The sequence below is a fragment of the Ekhidna sp. genome, from assembly GCF_963691765.1.
GTDB lineage: Bacteria > Bacteroidota > Bacteroidia > Cytophagales > Cyclobacteriaceae > Ekhidna.
This window is the reverse complement of sequence record NZ_OY829375.1, coordinates 2,155,243-2,177,057: the sequence shown is the minus strand read 5'-3', so window position 1 is coordinate 2,177,057 and position 21,815 is coordinate 2,155,243. Positions and strand designations below refer to the sequence as shown.

General features: G+C 38.2%; 20 protein-coding genes. 8 read left to right on the top strand and 12 right to left on the bottom strand.

The features are described 5' to 3' along the window. The first annotated feature begins 97 nt into the window (after nucleotides 1–97). The gene (locus ACY650_RS09870; protein ID WP_462254244.1) at nucleotides 98–2,653 is read left to right on the top strand and encodes a M14 family metallopeptidase; all 2,556 of its coding nucleotides are present in this window, start codon (nucleotides 98–100) and stop codon (nucleotides 2,651–2,653) included. A 14-nt stretch (nucleotides 2,654–2,667) separates the two neighbouring features. After that, complete coding sequence (locus ACY650_RS09865) at nucleotides 2,668–3,507, top strand: toxin-antitoxin system YwqK family antitoxin (protein ID WP_462254242.1); 840 nt, start codon at nucleotides 2,668–2,670, stop codon at nucleotides 3,505–3,507. Here the strand turns inward: ACY650_RS09865 and ACY650_RS09860 are convergent. The 8 genes from ACY650_RS09860 to ACY650_RS09825 are packed head-to-tail and all read right to left on the bottom strand — an operon-like array spanning nucleotide 3,504 to nucleotide 10,472. After that, complete coding sequence (locus tag ACY650_RS09860; protein WP_462254240.1) at nucleotides 3,504–3,959, bottom strand: GNAT family N-acetyltransferase; 456 nt, start codon at nucleotides 3,957–3,959, stop codon at nucleotides 3,504–3,506. The genes ACY650_RS09865 and ACY650_RS09860 overlap by 4 nt on opposite strands. Continuing rightward, nucleotides 3,956–4,963, bottom strand: a complete 1,008-nt coding sequence (locus ACY650_RS09855) for a lysophospholipid acyltransferase family protein (RefSeq protein WP_462254238.1) — start codon at nucleotides 4,961–4,963, stop codon at nucleotides 3,956–3,958. The genes ACY650_RS09860 and ACY650_RS09855 overlap by 4 nt, the downstream gene beginning before the upstream one ends. Further along, nucleotides 4,964–6,247: a hemolysin family protein gene (locus tag ACY650_RS09850; protein ID WP_462254236.1), complete on the bottom strand. Its 1,284-nt coding sequence runs from the start codon at nucleotides 6,245–6,247 to the stop codon at nucleotides 4,964–4,966. 1 nt (nucleotide 6,248) lies between these two features. Continuing rightward, nucleotides 6,249–6,464, bottom strand: coding sequence for a hypothetical protein (locus ACY650_RS09845; protein ID WP_462254234.1), 216 nt, complete (start codon nucleotides 6,462–6,464; stop codon nucleotides 6,249–6,251). Beyond that, on the bottom strand, nucleotides 6,461–7,105 hold the full coding sequence (lptC, locus tag ACY650_RS09840; protein WP_462254232.1) for an LPS export ABC transporter periplasmic protein LptC: 645 nt from the start codon (nucleotides 7,103–7,105) through the stop codon (nucleotides 6,461–6,463). The genes ACY650_RS09845 and lptC overlap by 4 nt, the downstream gene beginning before the upstream one ends. After that, nucleotides 7,083–8,396, bottom strand: a complete 1,314-nt coding sequence (locus tag ACY650_RS09835; RefSeq protein WP_462254230.1) for a tetratricopeptide repeat protein — start codon at nucleotides 8,394–8,396, stop codon at nucleotides 7,083–7,085. The genes lptC and ACY650_RS09835 overlap by 23 nt, the downstream gene beginning before the upstream one ends. Nucleotides 8,397–8,409: 13 nt before the next feature. Further along, nucleotides 8,410–9,732, bottom strand: coding sequence for a hypothetical protein (locus tag ACY650_RS09830; RefSeq protein ID WP_462254228.1), 1,323 nt, complete (start codon nucleotides 9,730–9,732; stop codon nucleotides 8,410–8,412). Nucleotides 9,733–9,758: 26 nt separating this feature from the next. Continuing rightward, on the bottom strand, nucleotides 9,759–10,472 hold the full coding sequence (locus tag ACY650_RS09825; protein ID WP_462254226.1) for a type III pantothenate kinase: 714 nt from the start codon (nucleotides 10,470–10,472) through the stop codon (nucleotides 9,759–9,761). On the opposite strand from ACY650_RS09825, the gene ACY650_RS09820 reads away from it, so the two are divergent. From ACY650_RS09820 to ACY650_RS09805, 4 genes are all read left to right on the top strand, one after another. Continuing rightward, nucleotides 10,471–11,523, top strand: coding sequence for an anhydro-N-acetylmuramic acid kinase (locus tag ACY650_RS09820; protein WP_462254224.1), 1,053 nt, complete (start codon nucleotides 10,471–10,473; stop codon nucleotides 11,521–11,523). The genes ACY650_RS09825 and ACY650_RS09820 overlap by 2 nt on opposite strands. A gap of 33 nt (nucleotides 11,524–11,556) precedes the next feature. Further along, a complete protein-coding gene (locus ACY650_RS09815) occupies nucleotides 11,557–12,789 on the top strand; it encodes a Glu/Leu/Phe/Val dehydrogenase dimerization domain-containing protein (protein ID WP_462254222.1) in 1,233 nt (410 codons plus the stop codon). Between the two features lie 62 nt (nucleotides 12,790–12,851). Beyond that, on the top strand, nucleotides 12,852–14,330 hold the full coding sequence (locus ACY650_RS09810; protein ID WP_462254220.1) for a sodium:proton antiporter: 1,479 nt from the start codon (nucleotides 12,852–12,854) through the stop codon (nucleotides 14,328–14,330). Between the two features lie 100 nt (nucleotides 14,331–14,430). After that, entirely contained in the window at nucleotides 14,431–15,411 is a 981-nt protein-coding gene (locus ACY650_RS09805) for a TerC family protein (RefSeq protein ID WP_462254218.1), read from the top strand. On the opposite strand, the gene purE is transcribed toward ACY650_RS09805, so the two are convergent. Next, complete coding sequence (gene purE / locus ACY650_RS09800; RefSeq protein WP_462254216.1) at nucleotides 15,412–15,903, bottom strand: 5-(carboxyamino)imidazole ribonucleotide mutase; 492 nt, start codon at nucleotides 15,901–15,903, stop codon at nucleotides 15,412–15,414. Further along, on the bottom strand, nucleotides 15,903–17,045 hold the full coding sequence (locus ACY650_RS09795; RefSeq protein ID WP_462254214.1) for a 5-(carboxyamino)imidazole ribonucleotide synthase: 1,143 nt from the start codon (nucleotides 17,043–17,045) through the stop codon (nucleotides 15,903–15,905). The genes purE and ACY650_RS09795 overlap by 1 nt, the downstream gene beginning before the upstream one ends. Nucleotides 17,046–17,105: 60 nt before the next feature. Here ACY650_RS09795 and ACY650_RS09790 point away from each other — a divergent pair, with 60 nt between their 5' ends. Next, entirely contained in the window at nucleotides 17,106–17,234 is a 129-nt protein-coding gene (locus tag ACY650_RS09790; protein WP_462254212.1) for a hypothetical protein, read from the top strand. Between the two features lie 5 nt (nucleotides 17,235–17,239). On the opposite strand, the gene ACY650_RS09785 is transcribed toward ACY650_RS09790, so the two are convergent. Together ACY650_RS09785 and ACY650_RS09780 are read right to left on the bottom strand one after the other, a co-directional pair. After that, nucleotides 17,240–19,621 carry a bifunctional UDP-N-acetylmuramoyl-tripeptide:D-alanyl-D-alanine ligase/alanine racemase gene (locus ACY650_RS09785; RefSeq protein ID WP_462254210.1) on the bottom strand — a complete coding sequence of 794 codons (2,382 nt, stop codon included), beginning with the start codon at nucleotides 19,619–19,621 and terminating at the stop codon, nucleotides 17,240–17,242. 4 nt (nucleotides 19,622–19,625) lie between these two features. Further along, nucleotides 19,626–20,453: a GNAT family N-acetyltransferase gene (locus ACY650_RS09780; protein ID WP_462254208.1), complete on the bottom strand. Its 828-nt coding sequence runs from the start codon at nucleotides 20,451–20,453 to the stop codon at nucleotides 19,626–19,628. A gap of 100 nt (nucleotides 20,454–20,553) precedes the next feature. On the opposite strand from ACY650_RS09780, the gene ACY650_RS09775 reads away from it, so the two are divergent. Next, nucleotides 20,554–21,813 (top strand): adenylate/guanylate cyclase domain-containing protein, encoded by a 1,260-nt coding sequence (locus ACY650_RS09775; RefSeq protein WP_462254206.1) that lies wholly within the window; start codon nucleotides 20,554–20,556, stop codon nucleotides 21,811–21,813. Nucleotides 21,814–21,815: the final 2 nt, after the last annotated feature.

Sequence of the window (21,815 nt, the reverse complement as noted above, 5' to 3'; positions counted from 1 at the left end):
ATTTGACGTTTTTTAGTCCATCAAGACCACCCATCAAAGCTCTCTTTTTTGTAGCTACATGATTGGTTAGATTAGTCGATCTAAATTTCGAATAAGTATGAAGAAGATTCTTTCCGCACTTTTAATTCTGGTATCACTATTCTCGTTTGCTCAAGTAGATATGAGCTACTATCTACCAGAAGGCCTTTCTTACAACCCTGAGATCCCAACTCCTAAGGAAGTTCTTGGATTTCACCCTGGCGAATGGCACGTAAGTCATGACCAAATGCTTTATTATATGAGAGAAGTTGCAGAAGCTTCCGATAGAATAACGATCAAAGAAATTTCAAGATCATATGAGGGAAGGCCATTGATTCATTTGACAATATCTACGCCTGAAAATCTTGCAAATATTGATCAAATTAAAGCTGAGCATAAGAAGCTTACTGACCCATCCGTATCAGGAAGTCTGAATACATCAGATATGCCCATAGTAATATGGCTGGGCTATAATGTTCACGGCAATGAAGCTAGTAGTGGCAATGCCGCACTTTTAGTAGCCTATTATTTGGCAGCTGCAAATGGATCTTCCATTGATGAACTACTTTCAAATTCAATTATTATTCTTGACCCATGCTACAATCCGGACGGAATGCATAGGTTTTCAACATGGGTAAATATGCATCGTTCACACGTTATTAATCCAGATACTAACGATCGAGAGTACAGTGAAGTTTGGCCTGGAGGAAGAACGAATCACTATTGGTTTGACTTAAATCGAGATTGGCTTCCTTTGGCACATCCAGAATCACGTGGGCGAATCGCGCGTTTTCATGAATGGAAACCAAACATCCTGACTGATCATCATGAAATGGGAACCAACTCTACTTTCTTCTTTCAACCTGGGATTCCGTCAAGAAAATTTCCTTGGACTCCTGATAAGAACGTTGAATTAACACATAAGATGGCCGATCATCATGCCAAATACTTAGATGAGATTGGAACGCTTTATTATAGTGAAGAAAGCTTCGATGATTTTTATATAGGCAAAGGCTCTACTTATCCGGATGTAAATGGAGGTGTTGGAATATTGTTTGAACAAGCGAGTTCAAGGGGGCATGCACAAGAAAATGATTTTGGAATCCTTACATTTCCAATGGGTGTTAGAAATCAATTCACTGTATCACTTTCAACACTATCATCAGGAATAGCACATCGCGAAGAATTTCTTGATTATCAAAAAGACTTTTATGAAAGTGCATCCGATTTGGCTTCCAAGGATGCAGTCAAAGCCTATATTTTTGGCTCCTCTAAGGATCCAGTAAAAAATTATGAATTGGCTAAAATGCTAGTGCAGCACGAAATTGATATTTATCCACTTGCCAAAGACATTAATAAAAATGGTCATTCCTTTAAGAGTGGGAACGCCTACGTGGTTCCAATGAATCAACCTCAGTATCGATTAGCTAAAGGCATTTTCGAGACGCGTACAACTTTTACCGATAGCCTATTTTACGATGTATCAACTTGGACTATGCCGCTTGCATATAATCTACCTTATGCTGCATTGAGCAGTAAAGATCTTAGTGGAATAATGGGAGATAAAATTATTTCTGTAAATCAACCTACAGCAGAATTTGTTGGCAATAAGGGAGCATATGCCTATGCAATTGAACCATACGGATATTATGGCTTCCGTGCCGCGAATCGCTTGTTGAGTAAAGGTATCGTAGTGCAAATGCTTAACAACTCTCATAATGATGGCAATAGAATCTATCCTAAAGGAACAATAATAATTCCTGTTGGAGTACAAGAAAACAGACGAGCATACATTGAGCAAACAATTGACAAAATCACTACTGAAGATGCGGTAAACGTATACTCTCTGACTACTGGTCTCGCTAAAATGGGAGTTGATATTGGTAGTAGAAGTAATTCAACACTAGAGGAGCCAAAAATTGCACTACTTGTAGAGGGCGGCGTGAGTAGCTATGAAGCCGGTGAAGTATGGCACTTATTAGACCAACGATATAAGATGAAGGTCACATTACTACCAATAGACAGACTAGGAAGGAATCTATCTCGATACAACAGAATCATTATCCCAAATGCATTTTTGAGTTCAGTTTCAGACTCTCAAAAGAAAAATTTAAAAGACTGGGTCTCTCAAGGTGGACTGATTATCGCCTGGAAGAATGGAGGAAAATGGCTATCTGATGCCGAGATAACAAATGTAAAGTACGCTTCAAGGGACAATGAACAAACGGATGGTTTTAAAACTTATGAAGACCTTAGCGCCGAACGGGGTGCGCAAGTAACAGGAGGATCTATTTTTGAAGCTCGAATCGATTTAACACATCCACTTGGTTATGGAATTGAAAACGAAAGAATCCCATTATTCAGAAACCATAACCTCGTAATGGAAAAATCTAAGAATGGATATGCTAACCCAATGGTATATACCGGATCTCCATTGCTTTCAGGGTATGTATCTGAGGAAAACCTTGATCGGTTTAAAAACGCTCCCGCTGTTACAATTTCTAATGTAGGTCGTGGAAAAGTGATTACTTTGGCAGATAATCCAAACTTCAGAGCATTTTGGTATGGAACCAATAAAATCTTTATGAATGCGTTGTTTTTTGGTAAGTCAATAAGTAGAAACGCAGCAGAATAAGAGACAGAATAGGGATGACAAGTCGAATAAAAATATTATGTGCACTTAGTCTTATTTTAGTTGGACTTTCATCCTTTGCCCAGGGCGATGAATCCCTGGAAGACCTTTTCAAAGTTGATTATGACACTCCTCTTACATTAGACCTTACAGAGGAAGATGAAGGGGAACCTGTCAAACAAAAAGAGAAGAAAAAGAAACGAAACGAATACTTTGGACTTAGAACTAGGAAAGCTTTCACACGTACCATCAGAGGTGGGGATGTAATCCTGGATTTATTCAATGTACTTAAAGTGTATGAAGGTCCGCCAGAGTATGCGGCAGATTTTTATTGGTACGATTACAAGAAAAAGAAAGTAACCAATTCACTCAAAGTAAATCCTAAAAATGCGGGTGTTTTACACGGTCCGTATGTGAAAAGAGTGGGTGATCAGGTCATTGAAGAAGGGTGGTACTACAAAGGCATGAAACATAGAAGGTGGGTAAGATTCAATCGTCATGACATTTTACAAGACAAAACTTACTGGTGGAAAGGATGGCCTCAAGAATCAAAACTTGCCTACTACGATTTCAAAAAAACTAAGCTCAGAGAGGTTATTCCCGTCCATTATGGTGAAAAAGATGGTGAGTATTGGGCTTTTCATGAAGATGGTTCATTAGCAGTCCGAGGAGAATATAAGTTTGGTCATAAAGTAGGTTTATGGCGCGAATATTACGATGGAGGTAGAGTGAAGCGGGAAGTATTATACCCTGCTGATCCATTCGATTTCGAATATACACCTCATATCACGCGAGAATGGGATGATAAAGGAAGGTTGATTTACGACAGAGCTAAATTCCTAAAAGGCTCAAATTAGATTTCAATTTCCATTTGAACATTGCACCTATTGTACGGTGAATCGTACCCCTCGACGTCCTTAAATCCTAGTTTATAGTAAAGAGAAATAGCTGGTTTCAAAATACTATTAGTCTCTAAATATACTTTCTTGGCTTTTAATTCCTTGGCTTTTTCAATGGTTGCTAAGCCGATTTTATAGCCGATTTGATTTCCTTGCGCTTCCGGAGAAACTGCCATCTTGGCTAACTCATAAACATTATCCTTCATCTTGATAAGCGCACAAGTACCTACTGGCTTTTTATCCAATAAGGCAATTAATATCGCACCTCCTTTGTCAATAATGTAACCTTGAGGATCATCCAACATTTTTCGGTCAGAGTCTTCCATCTCAAAATATTTGGTAATCCAAGCCTCATTTAGCTCCTTAAATGCACTTGCATATTTGGGCTCATAATTTACAATCTCTGTCATCTTAGATAGCTATAGTACAAACCTGAAATCATTACAATAACAGCAAGTAAGGCAATATTAATTCCTGTTGAAAATAAGAGAAGCAAAAAAATTGTCAGCCACCACATCGGAAATACAAAAATTCCAATTCCAAATTTTAATGATGAATGAAAAACAACATCATCAAATTTCATTATCGCTCTGTTTATAATCAGCATCGGAATTGGATTCAAAATCCAAGCTAAAAAATGTGCCCTTCTGGACTTAGCAAGATTATTTGCCTCTTTCGATACCTCAAGAGATTTAAGTTCATCAAAGGAAAGACCTTCATTTTCGTTACGAAAAATGGAATTGGCTCTTTCGCTATAATCAGAGGTTTCATCAGCAATTACCAAAGTCTTTTTCATTCCATCACTTATTCTATCCCTCAAATCAATAAGTCCTTTAGCCTGATTTTTTTCATAGATCTCCAAATAGTCTTTTACTGGTATTGGCTCACCAAATTTTATTAGCACCGTTGATTTAGGCGACTGATGGTCAAAATAATTCAACCCTACGGGTAGAATCATCAAGTCTTCGCTTAATCTTGATTGTGCTTGAAGGGAAAGCCTTGCTGCACCTTTTGTAAGTGGCCGTAGAAAATGATACCTGCCGTGGTTTCCTTCTGCAAAAATCAAAACAGATTCTTTGCCTCGAAAGAGCTCAAAACAGCTCTCAAAAATCGAATCATTTAAAGAAAGTTTTGAGTACCCATCCCTAATACGATAAATTGGGATCATCTGTAATATCGAGAGAATGGATTTCGTCCATCTATTAAACACATCTTGTCTTGCTAGATAATGAAGTGGTATAGGAATAAATGCTCCTACTAATAATGCGTCCAGAAATGCATTTTGATGATTGGGAGCAACAATCAGTGGTGTATTCTTGGGAACACTTTCTGCTCCTTCAATTTTGACTTTATGAAAATAAAAGCGAAGCGAAAGCTTCATCAAAATTCTAAAGAAAGCATAGAAGGCCTTCATCTAAACGAGTTCTTCGGTGGTAATTCTAGTCAGCTTTACCTTATCTATTCGATTCTCTTCCATAGTAAAAATTGTGAACACGAATTGGTCAACCTCAATAACCTCATTGACCTCAGGTATGTCCTCATGAAATTCAAAAATCAACCCTCCTAAGGTATCATATTCACCTTCCGGAAGTGACAGCTCATACTTGTCGTTCAAGTAGTCAATTTCGTGTCGAGCACTAAAAATGAAATTCTGCTCATCCAACTTCTGCTCCGTAAGATATTCATCATCATGTTCGTCTCTTATCTCTCCAAAGATCTCCTCTATTACGTCCTCAATACTCACCAAACCAGATGTCCCTCCATATTCATCAACTACAATTGCCAAGCTTTTTCTTTCTGTAATGAATTGAATCAGCAATTCATTGGCAAGCATGGTTTCAGGTACAATGGGAATCTCCGTCAAAATTGATTTTATATCCTCCGGTTTCTTGAATAACTCAAGAACATGACAATATCCGATTACCTCATCAATGGTTTCCTTATAAACGAGAATCTTTGAATGCCCACTTTCAACGAAGTTATCTCTGAGTTCCTCTATGGGATCAGTCACGTCTACAGCGATTATCTCAGTCCTCGGAATCATACACTCTCGGACTTTTATAGTTTTAAACTCAATCGCATTGTTGAAAATCTTAGCATCAATTTCAGCCTCTTCCTCATCATTAATATTTAAAATATTATTCTTGATGTAATTGTTCAGGTCAGTAAGACCAAACACGGGTTTTTCATCAGCTAAACGGTATCCAAACATCCAAATAAACATTGCGGATATTTTCACTACAAGAAATACTGCTGGGAACATTAATATGTAAATCAAGCCCATTGGCAGCGCAAACAACCTGAGAGAAAAGTCTGGATTAATTAAAAACAGGCTCTTTGGAAGAAATTCTGCAGTTAATAATACTAAAGCAGTAGAGAGTAAAGATTGAATGATAAGGACAACAACACCTGTTGCCAATGCTGGGGTCAAGAAGGATAAGATTATTGGCTCAAGAAGTCCAGCCATGTATATACCATAGAGCACCAGAGCAATGTTGTTTCCAACCAACATGGTCGCCAAAAATTGTGACTGATTCCCAGTGAATAGAGCTAACACACGGCCTGCAAAATTTCCCTTCTTTTTTAGCACCTCTATATGCAGCTTATCTGCTGACACGAAGGCTATTTCCATTCCAGAAAAAAAAGCTGAAAACAGTAAACAAATGAGTATGATCAAATAGGGGAATGGATCATCCATGCTATTTTTTCTTTTTCTTTCGTTGTTTTGAGGATTTTAACGCCTCTTTTTCGCGTGCCTGACGTTGGCCTTTGCGATATCCATATAAAAATAAGAGTGCCACGCTTAACATAAAAATCCAATAGGATTCTGCTAGCCCTACAACTATTGCCTGATCCACACCAATTATGAATGTACAAAACACCAAAACAAACAGAATGATGTCTAAAAGTTTCATTGGTTTTTGTCTAAAGGTCTAAGTGGAACATTTCGTTGAGCTGGTCGGTTTGGATCATCTTCAAGCGTAAAAGTGCCATTCGGTTTCAATATTCGATATTCAGTAAAGTCCTGATTCGATTCCATACCCTCACCAGTATGGACTTCATCTTCTGAGTTTATTGTCACGAATTTATCTGTATAAAACTTTTCCTCAGCCTGATTCCAAAACAGTTCCTCTGTATTCAGTTCATCCTTATTGACTAAGCTTTTTACAACAACATCACCTTCTGCTCTATATAAATTTTCTGCTTTAGTAAAATAGACATACTTAGCAGAGAAATAACTTGTCACTTGGCGTCGGCTATTGTACCATTCAATGTAAAACCCTTGCGGCCATTCACGATCACCATTTTCAAAATTATTTTGTAGAGGGGTTTCTAACTGCATTACAACGATACCCGAATCACTCATTTGAGTTACGGCACTGTCCATGGAAGAAAGCGGCCCCTCATAAAGCGGCAAGTCTATTAACTCTTTACGCTGATTGCAGGACAATGAAAGTAGCCATAGGCCCAAAACCAAAAAGCGGCCCAGAAGACGATTCCAGGCCGCATTGAAGTTCTTATTGTTCGTAATATTAGTTTGCAGGTCGTCGCTCAAGAGCTACAGTAACGTTAATCCAACATCCAATAGTTAAAGATTCTCCCTCTTGCTTTCCTTCGTTGAAGATGTCCTCAATAGAAGGAAACTGAGCTTTAGCTGCAGACATAGCTGCACTGTTTCCGGCTTTCTTATATTCATTATAAGCTGCTATGAAAACTGCTCTATCCTGAACTACACTTTTCTCCCCTTTACAATCGTCAAAGCTTCCCATATATAAGTCACCGATAAGCTTGTAAGCATCTTTATAAGATGGGTCAAATGAAAGCGCTCTTCTAGCACTGCTTCTTGCAGTAGACTTCTGACCATTCTTCATTTGAATACGTGCGATGTTTACATACATTTCAGCTTTTTCTGCATTGTCATCAGTTAAGCCAGCTGCTTCTTTAAAAAACTCGACGGCTTGAGCATCGTTGCCATCTTGTCCATTCTTTTGTGCTAAGAACTTAGCAACACCATATGTAGGCTCATCACCTTGGATTATTCCAGCTGCTTTTAAAGCCAATGGACTATCAAGACATTTGCCTTTAAGCATTAATCTGAAGATTTGCTTAGCCATGTTTACATCGTTTTCATTCTGAAGCTTTGGCCCCAGTTTTTCTTCAACGAATTCACAGCTGATTTCAACTTTTGTTGCAGTTAGTAATCTATCTACCAAGTCTGAAGAACCGTCAATTTTCTTTCTCTCAGTATCACCTGCATTTTTTCTTTGCTCTGCAAGAGCTTCAGAAATTGCCGAGTAAGTATCAATTACTTGCTCGTCGGTTAGTCTCTTATACAAGTAGTTCTTGTATGTCATATCCATGTATGCCACAAGAGCTCCTCTATTCATTTCAGCACCATTTAACTCAAAAGACTTTTGGAAAGTCTCAAGAATTCGGAAATACTCATCCTTCTCCTTTTTGTAAAATGAATAGCCGAAAATCGCTTTTCGCTCAACTATATCCGCTTGATCGCCAGGATATATTTCAGCTCTTTTATCGAACAAGCCAAGACCTGTTTCAACATATTCTTTCTTTTTGACAGCATCAGCTTCTTTTTTTGCCAATGCTTCATAAATCTTTACCCCATTGATATAAATGGAAGGATTTAGATCTGGCGTGTTAGTTAGCAACCATTGCAATGGCTCTACTGCCGCCTCATAATTCTTAGCCTTGTAGGCATCAGTGTATACTACATTTTTTTCCTTAGCAGTATCAACCTGATCACCCCAGTTCCATTCCTGTGCATTTGCACCTACGGCAAATGTCAGAAAAAATGCTGCTCCAAGTATATTAGTAATCGTCTTCATAACTCACTATTTGCTAGTCATACTTTCTTTTTATGAACCACCTGTCATTGATGGTCGCTCCTATAACAACTTTGTAATAGGTTTCCTTAATTAATCCGTTTGTTGTCTCTCCAAGTTGACCCCATTTAAAAGCAAGATCTAAACTTGAATAGCCATTTACTGGTAATGAGGCCCCAAAATTAATACCAAAATCAATAAGCGCCTGATTATTTACGATGTATGGAAGTTTGTGATAGTTAAACCCTGCAGAATATTTGGCTCTTTTCCAGAAACTACTAACATTATCATAGTCTGGAGTCCAAGACCCTCCTAAAGCAAATTTGAATGAATTATTGTAATTGGTAGTCGCATTTCCAGCACTACTCCACAATGAAGACTCTATATCAAATCCTATCTTATAATGTGTAGCTTTTTCGTAAGACATTCCAAAACCGACTGTTGTTGGTAAATCAAATTCTATGCTTTCAGAACCTAAATTTACAGTATCCTGCTCAGCTCCAGTATTAGATAATCTTGTTAGAGACAACTCTGAAGTTCCATTAAGAGAGCTATTTGGAGAATAGATAAATCCAAAGTTTAGAAATCTTATGTCTGAAAACTTATGTCTGTAGCCTAAACCAAATTGGAAATTTATATCTGAGTACGATTGCAATTCCTCAAATGACCCGTTGGTAGTAGGTAAATCAACACCGCCAATAGAAAAAGTTGAGGTTTTTTCTATTGACCCAAACGTGTAGATGAATTTTACACCCACCTGAATATTCTTGATATTAAATCCATTTCCCCAAATCAAATTCGTAAGTCCTCCTTCTCCTCTATTGTTGGAAGTTTGAGCAACATCACTATCGGTGTTATCAACATCTCCTTGGGCAAACGTATTGTAGCTTACAGAACTAAGCGGCAAAATTGCTAGTGAAGAGGACCATTTACCAGGCATGATAGGAAAAGCAAAACCTAGAAATCTAAGTCCTCCGTCTGCATCTGATCCTGAAATATCTTCACCAGTAAAGTTTCTCCGATCGACTTCAACACCCAGCTGAAAAGTGCTAAATGTGTTGTAAACAAGGTTGGCTGGATTTTGTGTATTGATGTGCCAAACAGTAGGTGCACCAATACCTATTTCACCCATACCTACATTGTTTGGCATACCTTGATGATTCAAACTACCTAATCCCTGAAATGAATAGATTGATTGACTATGGGCAAACTGTATTAAAATAAATAAACAGGCTAGTCCTGTTAAAATCCTTTTCATGCGTGTTTCCAACTTTTCAACTGCTGTATCAAAACCATGTATCTGAAAACACCAAAAATCTCTCCATCCTTTAGTTGACATCCATTTTTTTGACATCAAAAAAGTGACTATTGAAACTTCCAGATACTATACAGGCCCGTCTGCACAATTTTTGAGCCAGCAAAGATGTGGGCTTTTAGGTTGGATTCAAAGAAATGAGCGTCTCCTCCTGTTAATATCATGTTAAGACTTGTGAAATCCCTCTCTAGTGTCCGTAAAACGCCATTTATTTCATGCACAATTCCATGGTATGATCCACTGAAAAGGCATTCTTTTGTGGTTTTTCCTAGTTCTCCAGAATTTATTTGCCTCCATTCTTCTGAAATGTCAGGAAGTTGATCCGTATAACCAGCCATTGCTTTCATCCTCATAGTGAGACCAGGTGATATAATTCCACCATGAAATACTTGGTTTCTATCGACCAGGTCCATGGTGATGCAAGTCCCCAAATCGATAACCAAATTATCCTGATCTGGAAATAATTCATTTGCACCAACTGCAGCAGCTATACGATCAGCACCTAATGTTTCCGGCGTATCATAATCGATCTTGATAGGCATTTTAGTCTTGTAATCGAGAATTTTACCAACTCCATTGTTAAGAAGGTCGCTATCTATTTTCTTAACTGAGGAAATCATAATTGGAACACCCTCATATTTGGTTAATACAGAATCCAGCTGGTCCCAGATTACGGTTTCCTGAAATTCCCCATCAATCACTTCTGTAGTTTTGATTGAGCTATTGCCAATATCAATTAATATTACTTCCAACTTATTATTCATGGCTCTACAAAAGAAAACAACTTATTCCGTAATAGGAGGTATGGCCGGCTCTTCTATGGATGGACTTGACTTAGCACATGTCATCTTTTCTAAAAAAAATAGTGATTGGACATTTGAATTAAAGAATTGCAAAACTTACAGGTATCCCGAAAAGCTACACGCTAAGCTAAAGCTTGCCGCTAAAGAGTTAAATGAAAGTAATCACCAATTGGATTTGGAATTTGGTGAATGGATATCCGAGACAATCAATCTATTCAAAAAAAACATTGAACAAATAGACTTACTTGGAATACATGGTCATACCCTTATTCATGAACCACACAATGCAATTAGTTGGCAGCTTGGAAAAGGAGAGATAATTGCAAACAGTACGGAAGTTTCCACAGTAACTGAATTTCGTACGCAAGATGTTGAACTAGGAGGTCAGGGTGCTCCGCTCGTCCCTGTTGGCGATTTTAATTTATTCAAGCAATATGACTCTTGTATAAACTTAGGTGGAATAGCGAATATCTCCGTGAAGAAAAATATGACTGCTTGGGATATCTGTCCATGCAATCAAGTCTTGAATTTTTTTGCAGAGAAATTAGGTTTTGAATTCGATCAAGGAGGCCTACTTGCTAAAAAAGGTTCATTTAGTGAGCCATTGTATACTTCGATTTTGTCACTTCCTTTCTTTCATGAACCTGCTCCTAAGTCATTGCCTAATAATTATATAAGCCTGGAGATCATAAACAATATTGATCCACATGACGGGCTTTACACCTATTCAAGAATAATTGCTGAACAAATAGCAGGATCAATACCAGATTCATGCAGGAAGGTATTAGTAACCGGTGGTGGAGCTTTCAACAATTATCTAATGGAGCAAATTAGCAACAGACTTGATAATGTCGCTTTAGATGTGCCTAGCCCAAAAGAAATTTCATTTAAAGAGTCGTTGATATTTGCCTTTCTTGCTCTCAAACGATTAAGAAATGAAACAAACGTACTCTCATCTGTAACCGGTTCAAGTAAAGACAGCTCATCTGGTGTGATTCATCTTCCCGAATGATTAGATTTGCGCCCTCAAAATATTGAACGACAGATGAAAGAACTCCTAAAGAAATTCGAAGAAAAAACCCCAGAAATTGTATTTGAATGGTCCGATGCTGAAACAGAAGCGAAAGGATGGGTAGTAATCAACTCACTAAGAGGCGGAGCAGCAGGCGGTGGAACACGTATGAGAGTTGGATTAGATAAGAGAGAGGTAGAGTCTTTAGCCAAGACAATGGAGATCAAATTCTCAGTTTCAGGACCTCAGATAGGCGGGGCTAAATCTGGAATAAACTTTGATCCAACCGATCCGCGTAAAGAAGGGGTTCTAAAGAGATGGTACCATGCGGTTTATCCATTATTGAAAAATTATTACGGAACAGGGGGAGATTTAAATGTTGATGAAATTCATGAGGTAATTCCTATTACTGAAGATTTTGGATTATGGCATCCACAAGAAGGTATAGTTAATGGCCATTTCAACCCAAGAAAGCCAAAAAAAATCCACATGTTAGGTCGCCTGAGGCAAGGTGTATCAAAAGTTCTAGAAGATCAGGAGTACATCCCAAATTCTCCAAAGAAATACGTAGTTGCCGATATGATAACTGGGTACGGAGTTGCCGAGGCAGTTCGCCACTATTATGAAATTTGGGGAGGAAATATTGCTGAAAAACGAGCAATCGTTCAAGGTTGGGGTAATGTAGGCTCTACCGCCGCTCTCTACCTTGCTAAGTATGGTGTTAAAGTCGTGGGTATCATAGATAAGGTTGGAGGACTTATGAAAACCGAAGGCTTCACCCTTGACGAAATCAAACAGCTTTTCCACGACAAGGATGGAAATAAACTTGTTGCAGACAACTTAATTCCATTTGACAAGATTAATGAAGAGATATGGTCTATGGGTGCTGAAATTTTTATTCCAGCAGCGGCATCAAGATTAGTAACTCAAGATCAAGCAGAATCAATGATCAACAACGATCTTGAAGTTGTTTCATGTGGTGCTAATGTTCCATTTAGAGATGAAGAAATTTTTTATGGACCAATAGCCGAATTCGTTGATAAGAAGGTTTCTCTTTTACCTGATTTCATAGCAAACTGCGGCATGGCCCGGACATTTGCCTTTTTAATGGATCCAGATAAAGATGAAGTTCTGACTGATGCGGACATATTTAATGATTGTTCAACAACCATCGGTAATGCACTCCAAGAGGTACATAACCAAAATAATAGCCGTGTAAATTTGGCTGAGACCGCCTTTACTATTTCATTAAATAAGCTTGTTTGATAAGTAGTAGGTTTGTTTTTGTCTGAGCTAATGATATCTTTAGTATAAATCAGTATCGCCTAATGATCGGGAGAATCCTTGTTGCCATTTTGTTAATGACCGTAATTGTGGTGTCTTACGCCAGCGATACGCCTGTACAAGAGCAGCAAGAGACACATCAATCAATTGATCATCATAGCGATGAAAAGGCCCACTCCTCCGAAAAACCAGCTGTTTGGAGTGTGATCCCTTTTGTGCTCCTTTTGGTGATGATAGCTACGGGACCTCTCTTTTATCCACACTTTTGGCATAAAAGCTACCCCGTTATAGCGATAATACTGGCTTTTCTGGTCTGCACATACTATTTGTTCTTCCTACATAATCAGCACAGTCCAGTGCATTCAGCAGCAGAGTATATCCAATTTATTGCGCTTTTGACTGGCTTGTTTGTTGCTTCTGGAGGAATACTTATCATAGTTGACAAAGAAGCAAAGCCACTTACCAATCTGATAATATTGGCAATAGGTGCTGTAATCGCGAACATAATAGGTACTACTGGCGCTTCGATGCTTTTGATAAGACCATTTATTCGATTAAATAAAAACCGAATAAAGCCATATCACATTGTATTTTTCATCTTCATTGTTAGTAATGTGGGAGGTTCACTCACACCTATTGGGGATCCTCCTCTATTCCTTGGTTTCCTAAAAGGTATTCCATTCGAATGGACGGTGGTTCACAACCTTGTTCCTTGGGCAATAGCTTGCATTTTGTTGCTAGTGTTCTTTTATCTATTTGACATAAGGAATAAAAGCAACTATGCGCTTATGCGTGGAGATGAAGAAGAAGAGGTGCCTCCTTCTGGTTCAATTTCTCTCAAAGGGAAAAGAAATTTCATATGGCTAGCCATTGTGGTTGCTGCTGTATTTCTAGACCCAAATGTATTTGAGTGGGTTCCAGGCATTGTTTATGAAGGTCAAAAATTCTCTTATCTAAGAGAAATAATCATGCTTCTTGCCGCACTTGGTTCCTATCATTTTTCTGATTTACAAGCAATTCAAGGAAATGAATTCAGTTTTGAACCTATCAGAGAGGTCGCGTTCTTATTTATAGGAATTTTCTTCACCATGATGCCAGCCTTAGAGCTGGTTAGTGAATTTGCACAGTCACCGCAAGGAACAAAACTCATAGGACCAAGCACTTTGTATTGGGGAACTGGTGTGCTGAGTGGATTTTTAGATAATGCTCCTACGTATGTCAATTTTTTAACAGCTTCTATGGCTAGTGTTGGAGCTGATGTCAACAAAATGCAGGAAGTAATTGCATTTGCTAATAATGAGTATAAAGACTCTCTACTTGATTTAATGGCAATATCACTTGGAGCAGTATTCTTTGGTGCCTTTACATATATTGGAAATGGACCAAATTTCATGGTTAAGTCAATTGCCGAGCAAGTAGGTATTAAAATGCCTTCATTCTTTTCTTATATCATCAAGTACTCGATCCCAATTTTGCTTCCAGTATTAATAATAATATGGTTTATCTTCTTCAAGGGTCACTGAAACTGAGATACTTGAATAGCTCTATATCGAATAAATTTTTCTTTATTTGCGGTTAATTAATTAATTTGATTTACCCTGATCATTTAACATCGCCTTAATAATGCTGCTTAATATATTCGGAGGACAGAACGAAGGAATGCTTTTTGGAGTGTTCGGAGTGGTTATTATTCTATTCCTGATTGTTGATTTAGGAGTATTTCATAAAAAACATCAAAAGGTATCTCAAAAGGAAGCACTTCAACAATCCATTTTTTGGGTACTTGTATCATGCGCCTATGGTGCTCTCATTTATTTTTATGGTGAAGGCCCAGGTGCCACTTTAGAGTTTTTCTCTGCATACGTTACTGAAAAAGCACTTTCCGTCGACAACATTTTTGTGATCCTCTTGATTCTTCGATACTTCAACGTAAAAGAAGAATACTATCACAACATTCTTTTCTGGGGCATATTAGGAGCAATTGTTTTTAGGGCAGTTTTCATTTTTGTGGGTGCGCTATTAATTGCTGAATTCCATTGGATACTTTATGTATTCGGCATCTTTCTGGTTTACTCAGGAATTAAGCTTTTCAGCGAAGAAGATGACATGGAGATAGAGCCCGAAAAAAATCCACTCCTAAAGGCTGCCAAGAAAGTCCTTCCAATGAGCACAACTGATAAAGGTGGAAAATTTTGGATTCGAGAAAATGGCAAACTCCTTTTCACTCCTCTTTTCTTGGTGATTATACTTATCGAGTCCACTGATTTGATCTTCGCAGTAGATTCAATTCCAGCCGCATTCGCAATTACCCAAAACGAGTTTGTGATCTACACCTCAAACATTTTTGCAGTAATGGGATTACGAGCGATGTTTTTCTTGCTCGCCAATGTTTTGGATAAATTCTATTTACTACAAAAAGGACTTTCTGTCGTGTTGATCTTTATCGGAGCTAAAATGCTGGCTGAGATAATAGATCTTCATGTTCCTATCTTCCTTTCGTTCAGCATAATCATTGGTGCGTTAGTTCTCGCTATCGTACTATCACTGGTTTTCCCGAAAGATGAAGAGCCTGAAGCAATTGAAGAAGAAGTGAAAGCTGAGTAATTACTTCTCTACTTCTTTTACAGTTTCCATTACCTTGTCCCTAAGGCCATCTTTATATTTCTGAAGATTAGATGCAATTCCATCATCTGTAGATCCAATTATTTCTGCAGCTAAAATTCCGGCATTCTTAGCACCATCTAGTGCGACAGTAGCCACGGGTATACCTCCAGGCATCTGTAGAATAGACAGAACTGAATCCCAGCCATCAATTGAATTACTTGACTTGACAGGCACACCTATTACAGGGAGTGTAGTTAAAGAAGCCACCATTCCAGGAAGATGTGCCGCTCCACCAGCTCCAGCAATAATCACATTCAAACCATTGTCTCGGGCCGATTCTGCATACTCTAACATTCGATGGGGAGTCCTATGTGCAGAAACAATGGTCAACTCAAATGCTACGCCTAATTCATTAAGTACGTCTGCAGCCTGTTGCATTACTGGTAGGTCAGACTTACTACCCATGATAATTCCTACTTTAGATGCCGCCATTATGCTTTTACTTTTAATGTTTCTTTTACTTTTCGAGCCTTACTCTTTAATTCTTCAATTGACTCATCAGTGATTGTCACATGCCCCATTTTTCTGAAAGGCTTAGTTAATTTCTTTCCATAAAGATGCACATAAACACCATTCATCTTCATACAGTCTTCCATACCTTCATATCTGGCGTTTCCTGTAAAACCATCTTCACCTAGCAAGTTCACCATCGCTGCTGGAGTAATGAGTTGAGTTGAGCCTAATGGGAAATTCATGACAGCTCGAAGATGCTGTTCAAACTGAGAAGTCGTATTTGCTTCAATGGTATGGTGACCTGAATTATGGGTTCGAGGTGCCACTTCGTTAACCAAAACGTCACCATCTTTAGTTAAAAACATTTCAACAGCCAGCAAACCAACCATATCTAACTTTTCAATAACATCTTTAGCTAATGCATAAGCTTTGTCTTCAGCTTCCATTGAAATTTGAGCTGGAGCAAAAAGAAACTCCACCAAATTTTGCTCTGGGTGATAAGAAAGCTCTACGACAGGAAAACAATCCATTTCCCCGTTTAAATTTCGAGCAACTACAACGCTTAGCTCCTTATCAAAATCAACCAATTTTTCTAGTAATCCCGGTTTATCAAATGCCTTCTCTAAATCCGCCTCTGTTCTTATCATTTGCACTCCTCTACCATCATATCCTTCCGTTCCAAGCTTATTAACCGCGGGGAGCATTTCTTTATTTGAAGCAACATCAGATGCATTTTCAGTCAGAATAAAATCTGATGTAGGAATGCGATTGGCCTTATAAAAGGTTTTCTGCTTTCTCTTGTCCTGAATCAACTCAATAATTTCTGGCTGAGGAAATACTCGCACGCCTTCACTTTGAAGCCTCTTCAACGCCGAAACGCTTACATTCTCTATCTCGATTGTTATTAGATCAAAATTCTTTCCCCAGTCATAAACCAATTCTTCGTCGGTAAGCTTACCTACAGTGAAGTTTTTAACCAGATGAGCACATGGAGCGTTTTCATCGGGATCTAAAATAGAGATATCTAGGTTATAGTTAATGGCAGACTGGATCATCATACGGCCAAGTTGACCACCTCCAAGAACGCCTATTTTTAGGTCAGTAATGTCTTTTTCAGGCATGGTGCAAAGATAGTCCAGTCACGCCTCAGAGAATTAATTATGACATAAGTAAATTTAGATATGGACAATAAAGAAAAGGAAGTGGAAAAACAGAAAGGCCAGCAAGAAGAAAACAAGGAGAGTGAAAACGAGAATGGTGGTTTCCCTGAAAATATTGATTTCAAGAAATTTCTTGGCTGTGGGGGTTAAACATCCTATTCGGAAACAAATATTCGCTTAACACGACTACTTACGTTAGTCAATATCTCATAGGGCATAGTAGAAGAGATTTTTGCCAAATCCTCTATTGTCGGGTTACTCCCAAACACAGTTACCTCATCTCCTTCTTTTGCGTTAGTATCGGTTACATCAACCATTATCATATCCATACATACATTACCAACCGTATGGCATAAATTACCACCGACAGAAACGCTAGCATTTCCATTGCCAAATATCCTTGAGTACCCGTCCTCATAACCAATTGGAAGTATTGCTATTCTACTCTTTCTTGTAATTAGCCCTTTTCTAGAATATCCTACGGTTGCCCCCTTATCCAAATGCTGAATTTGAGAGATAACAGTTTTTAATTGACCTGGATATCTCAACTTTAGACTTTCAGCAGGATCAAATCCATGCAAGCCTATCCCTAGCCTAACCATATCAAAGTGATATTGTGGCCATCTTACAATCCCAGCAGAGTTGCACGCATGCTTCAATGGATTATATCCAAGCACATGGGATAACCTATCATAAGCGGCTTCAAAAAGCTCAGCCTGCTCGATCGTGAACTCATCTTCCTCAGTTTGCTCTGCACTTGAAAAGTGAGTGAAAATTCCCTCAACCTTGACATCACGATTAGCTTCTAGAAGCGTAATTAAATCATCAAGCTCATTCGGCTTGAAACCCAACCTGTGCATCCCTGTATCTATTTTCAGGTGAATACCTGGCCGTCGGACGGTATCGCGAAGCATTCGTTTAAAGTGGGTAATACTAAAAATCTCTGCCTGTAAATCATACCTTTCGAATTGGTCGAAGCTTTCAATGTATGGATTCATGATCATGATTGGAATCGAAATTCCATTCTTCCTTAGCTGAATTGCTTCATCCACATAAGCAACACCCAGCATATCCACTTGTTGATGTTGCATGAAGTTCGCAACTTCCAAAAGACCCGCACCGTAGGCATTGGCTTTTACCATGACCATGAGCTGTGTCTTCCCATTAAGCAATGACTGATATTGCGTTAAGTTATGGTGTAACGCCTCAAAATTGACTTCTAAAATGGTGCCGTGACTTTTCTCTTCTATTCTTTGGACAACCCTTTCCAGCTCAAAATTTCTTGCGCCTTTTACTAAGACCATTTCATCATTGAATTCCGGCATTTGATTCAATAAGTCGTCAGTGCTATCATAAAAATTGCTTGGTATTGAGAAACAGTTAGCATTTGACGAAATCCTTGTACCAACCCCAATAAGCCGACTAAATCCACGACCTACTATTATTTGGTTGATAGTCTTATATAATTCTTTGTCTGACTTTGCTGAGTGGAGAATATCTGAAAGTATCAGCGTACGTTTTTCATTCTGTCTGTGTGATTCAAGATAGTCAATGGCCACACGGAGACCTGCCTCATCATTGTTATATGTATCATCAAGGATATAACAACCATTAATTCCTTTTTTGAGCTCAAGACGCATCGGTACCCCTTCTACCAGATTTAGACCATTTTGAATTTCTTCAGGGCTCAATCCCAATTCAAGAGCACTCACAATGCAATGAGTCAGATTTTCAAGCTGGGTAGAACTATCAAAAGCAGTTTCAAACTTTCGCCCACTTACGTTTATGATACCGCTATCATTGGAAACCGAATAATTGGCTTGCTTACTTCCCCATGTAATAAGTTTCGAGCCTAACCTCTTTTGAATTTGGTCATAGTACAAACTTTCATTGTTGCAAATCACCTTCTCACTATCACTAAACAAGTTGAGCTTTTCATTTAGCTTTTGCTCCATTGAATCAAAGCCGTCATCATGAGCTTCTCCTAGATTGGTAAATATTCCAAATGTGGGTTTAATAATATTCTGGAGGTTAGTCATCTCTCCAACCTTAGAAATTCCAGCTTCAAAAACACCTATTTCATGCTGCTGTCGCAACTCCATTATAGAAAGAGGGACTCCGATTTGCGAATTGTAGCTTTTAGGACTTTTTACTACATATCTTCCCTGAGATAAAATAGTAGAAAGCCATTCCTTTACGGTAGTCTTTCCATTGCTTCCTGTAATGCCAATGACAGGTATTGCAAATAAGTTTCTATGATTAGTCGCAATCTTCTGAAAAGAAAGAACAGTATCCTTTACTATCAGCTGGTTTACTCCTTTAAGTTCCAGCTCTTTACTGACAATAAAATTTCTAACTCCCTTATCTATTGCTGCACGAACATAATCATGTCCATCTCTTTTCCCTTCAATAGCGATAAATACCTCTCCGTTATTTCCTAGCAACGTCCGAGTATCTACGGAAAAATGTGTTATGTCAATATCTTCTGTAAGATAAACCTGACCGCCAGTTACGTCTTTGAGATGTGAGAAAAGCATCGGCCTAAATTATCAATTCCATCTCATATTGATTGACTTGATTTTCAAAGCCACACCTATTTAGAAACTTGTCGAAGCCAAACTCATCTTCAGGTATATTCATTATGGTTAGCGGTCTATCCACAAGGTTTTGCAAATGACTAAGCAGTGCTTCTCCAACTCCATTTTGTCTGTGGATACGATCTACTGCCAACTGAGATATACGAGCCAAGTGAGGTTGAAAAATTACATATCCAGTGATTGTATCACCATCTTTCGAAACAATAACTTTTTCATTTCCTTTCTTCAAATGATCCGAGCTATCAATAAATGATGGCTCAAAGTCATTGAAATTGAAATTAACGTCAGCAATCGATCCTTCCTCAATAGCTATTCTTGATTCCATTTTAAACGGGTTCAACTGTTTATAGCATTTGAATCGTCTTTTAAACGTAAATCCAATCTTTTCATATAGTGCTATCGCGTTTTTGTTCGTCTCAACCACTTCAAGAAGTATTCTCGCAAGAAACTTTTGCTGAATCTTAGGAATCAGATACTCATAGATATTTTCAGCAGTCTTTTGGTTTCTAAAGCCTGGCAGAACCCCCGTACCTCCATTATATGCTGTTGGTATTCCTTGATAGATTCCAGCAGTGTGCAAAATAAAACCGGTCATTTCCTCACCATCATAACTTCCAGCAGAAATACTTCTATCTAGAAATAACTTGAAATGCAGTCTATGATCAAACTCTTCATTGCTTGGCTGAAATGCAACAGCATTGTTTGTAAACGCAATTTTAAACGCGTTGTATAATGGGGTAAAATCCTCTTCCGATAACAAACGTATGTCCATAAGAATATATCCTATACAAGGAACTAACCAATACTGATTTTGTCTTATTAATTGGGTAATAATAAAATTACGCTTATCTGATCAAAAGGAAAACAAACATATGCAGCTTGATTTAGAGGAATGTATTGATCTTGAGATTGTAAAAACGGAGAAAAGAAGGTTGGAGATCTTTCTTGGAGTTCTTTTATTCGGTCTATTGCTGCTATTTCTGAACATTACTTTCTTCCCTACCACTATTTCTGAGGTATTTATTGACGAAAGGAGTATGAAGCTTGGAATATATACCTCAATCGGCTTCATCATTTTACTATTAATCTCTCGGTGGATGGTAGGAAAAATCGCAAACTGCGAAAAGCCGCTGCCTGCGTGGTATAAATATTATTCTATCACAATAGATTCAGTTATCCCGTTCATTTGGTTATTCTTTATAATCAAATGGGAAGAAAATGGCATATTCCTCGACTCGCCACTTATTTTCATATTCTTCCCTATTATTATAGTTTCTGCTCTTCACCTTAGCTTCTGGCTAAGTTTTCTTAATGGTTTAATAATAGCTACGATATACGCCATGATTACCTTGTGGACGTTTGACAACTATGACACTTCGTACATGCTCCCATCAATCGTTTTTTATACAAAAGCAACTATGTTCTTAATAGCAGGAGTATGTGCAGGATTGGTAGCCAATGAGCTGAGCAAACGTCTTACGATTTCAATTCAGACTCAGGAAGAACGAGATCAAATGGAATCACTATTTAGCCAGCAGGTTTCAAAAGAGGTAGTTCAGGCCCTTACCGAAGCAGGAGGAGCGAGTTTTAAGATAAAAGCATCAGTACTTTTCCTAGACATTAGAAATTTCACACAAAGGGTACAAAGCCTGTCTCCTGAAGATGTAAATGCATTCCAAAATCGATTTTTTGGGCCGATCATGGATTGCATTCATAATAATGGAGGGATGATCAATCAAATTATGGGTGATGGATTAATGGCATCTTTCGCATCAGAAGAAGGAGATGCTCCGGAAAGTGCATTTAAGGCCGCCAGAGATATCTTATCTAAGATTAGTCAATTGAACAAGTCTGAATGGTCAGATGAAATAAAGGTTGGAATTGGCATTCACAATGGAGAGATTATCGCTGGAAACATCGGAAATAGTACGCGACAACAATTTTCTATTTCTGGAATCCCAGTAATAACTGCCGCGAGACTTGAGCAGCTTACTAAAGAATATAATTGCTCGTGGTTAGTATCATCTAACTTTTATAATGAAATAAAGCACCTAGCTAAAAATGGAAGTTCGCTAGGAGATGTTAAATTGAAGGGAATTGATCAAGAAATAGAAATAATAAAATTAGCATAATC

Coding starts and splice junctions, on each gene's coding strand:
- ACY650_RS09870 (WP_462254244.1), top strand. CDS start 98: ATGAAGAAGATTCTTTCCGCACTTTTAATTCTGGTATCACTATTCTCG.
- ACY650_RS09865 (WP_462254242.1), top strand. CDS start 2,668: ATGACAAGTCGAATAAAAATATTATGTGCACTTAGTCTTATTTTAGTT.
- ACY650_RS09860 (WP_462254240.1), bottom strand. CDS start 3,959: ATGACAGAGATTGTAAATTATGAGCCCAAATATGCAAGTGCATTTAAG.
- ACY650_RS09855 (WP_462254238.1), bottom strand. CDS start 4,963: ATGAAGGCCTTCTATGCTTTCTTTAGAATTTTGATGAAGCTTTCGCTT.
- ACY650_RS09850 (WP_462254236.1), bottom strand. CDS start 6,247: ATGGATGATCCATTCCCCTATTTGATCATACTCATTTGTTTACTGTTT.
- ACY650_RS09845 (WP_462254234.1), bottom strand. CDS start 6,464: ATGAAACTTTTAGACATCATTCTGTTTGTTTTGGTGTTTTGTACATTC.
- ACY650_RS09835 (WP_462254230.1), bottom strand. CDS start 8,396: ATGAAGACGATTACTAATATACTTGGAGCAGCATTTTTTCTGACATTT.
- ACY650_RS09830 (WP_462254228.1), bottom strand. CDS start 9,732: ATGTCAACTAAAGGATGGAGAGATTTTTGGTGTTTTCAGATACATGGT.
- ACY650_RS09820 (WP_462254224.1), top strand. CDS start 10,471: ATGGCTCTACAAAAGAAAACAACTTATTCCGTAATAGGAGGTATGGCC.
- ACY650_RS09825 (WP_462254226.1), bottom strand. CDS start 10,472: ATGAATAATAAGTTGGAAGTAATATTAATTGATATTGGCAATAGCTCA.
- ACY650_RS09815 (WP_462254222.1), top strand. CDS start 11,557: ATGAAAGAACTCCTAAAGAAATTCGAAGAAAAAACCCCAGAAATTGTA.
- ACY650_RS09810 (WP_462254220.1), top strand. CDS start 12,852: ATGATCGGGAGAATCCTTGTTGCCATTTTGTTAATGACCGTAATTGTG.
- ACY650_RS09805 (WP_462254218.1), top strand. CDS start 14,431: ATGCTGCTTAATATATTCGGAGGACAGAACGAAGGAATGCTTTTTGGA.
- purE (WP_462254216.1), bottom strand. CDS start 15,903: ATGGCGGCATCTAAAGTAGGAATTATCATGGGTAGTAAGTCTGACCTA.
- ACY650_RS09795 (WP_462254214.1), bottom strand. CDS start 17,045: ATGCCTGAAAAAGACATTACTGACCTAAAAATAGGCGTTCTTGGAGGT.
- ACY650_RS09790 (WP_462254212.1), top strand. CDS start 17,106: ATGGACAATAAAGAAAAGGAAGTGGAAAAACAGAAAGGCCAGCAAGAA.
- ACY650_RS09785 (WP_462254210.1), bottom strand. CDS start 19,621: ATGCTTTTCTCACATCTCAAAGACGTAACTGGCGGTCAGGTTTATCTT.
- ACY650_RS09780 (WP_462254208.1), bottom strand. CDS start 20,453: ATGGACATACGTTTGTTATCGGAAGAGGATTTTACCCCATTATACAAC.
- ACY650_RS09775 (WP_462254206.1), top strand. CDS start 20,554: ATGCAGCTTGATTTAGAGGAATGTATTGATCTTGAGATTGTAAAAACG.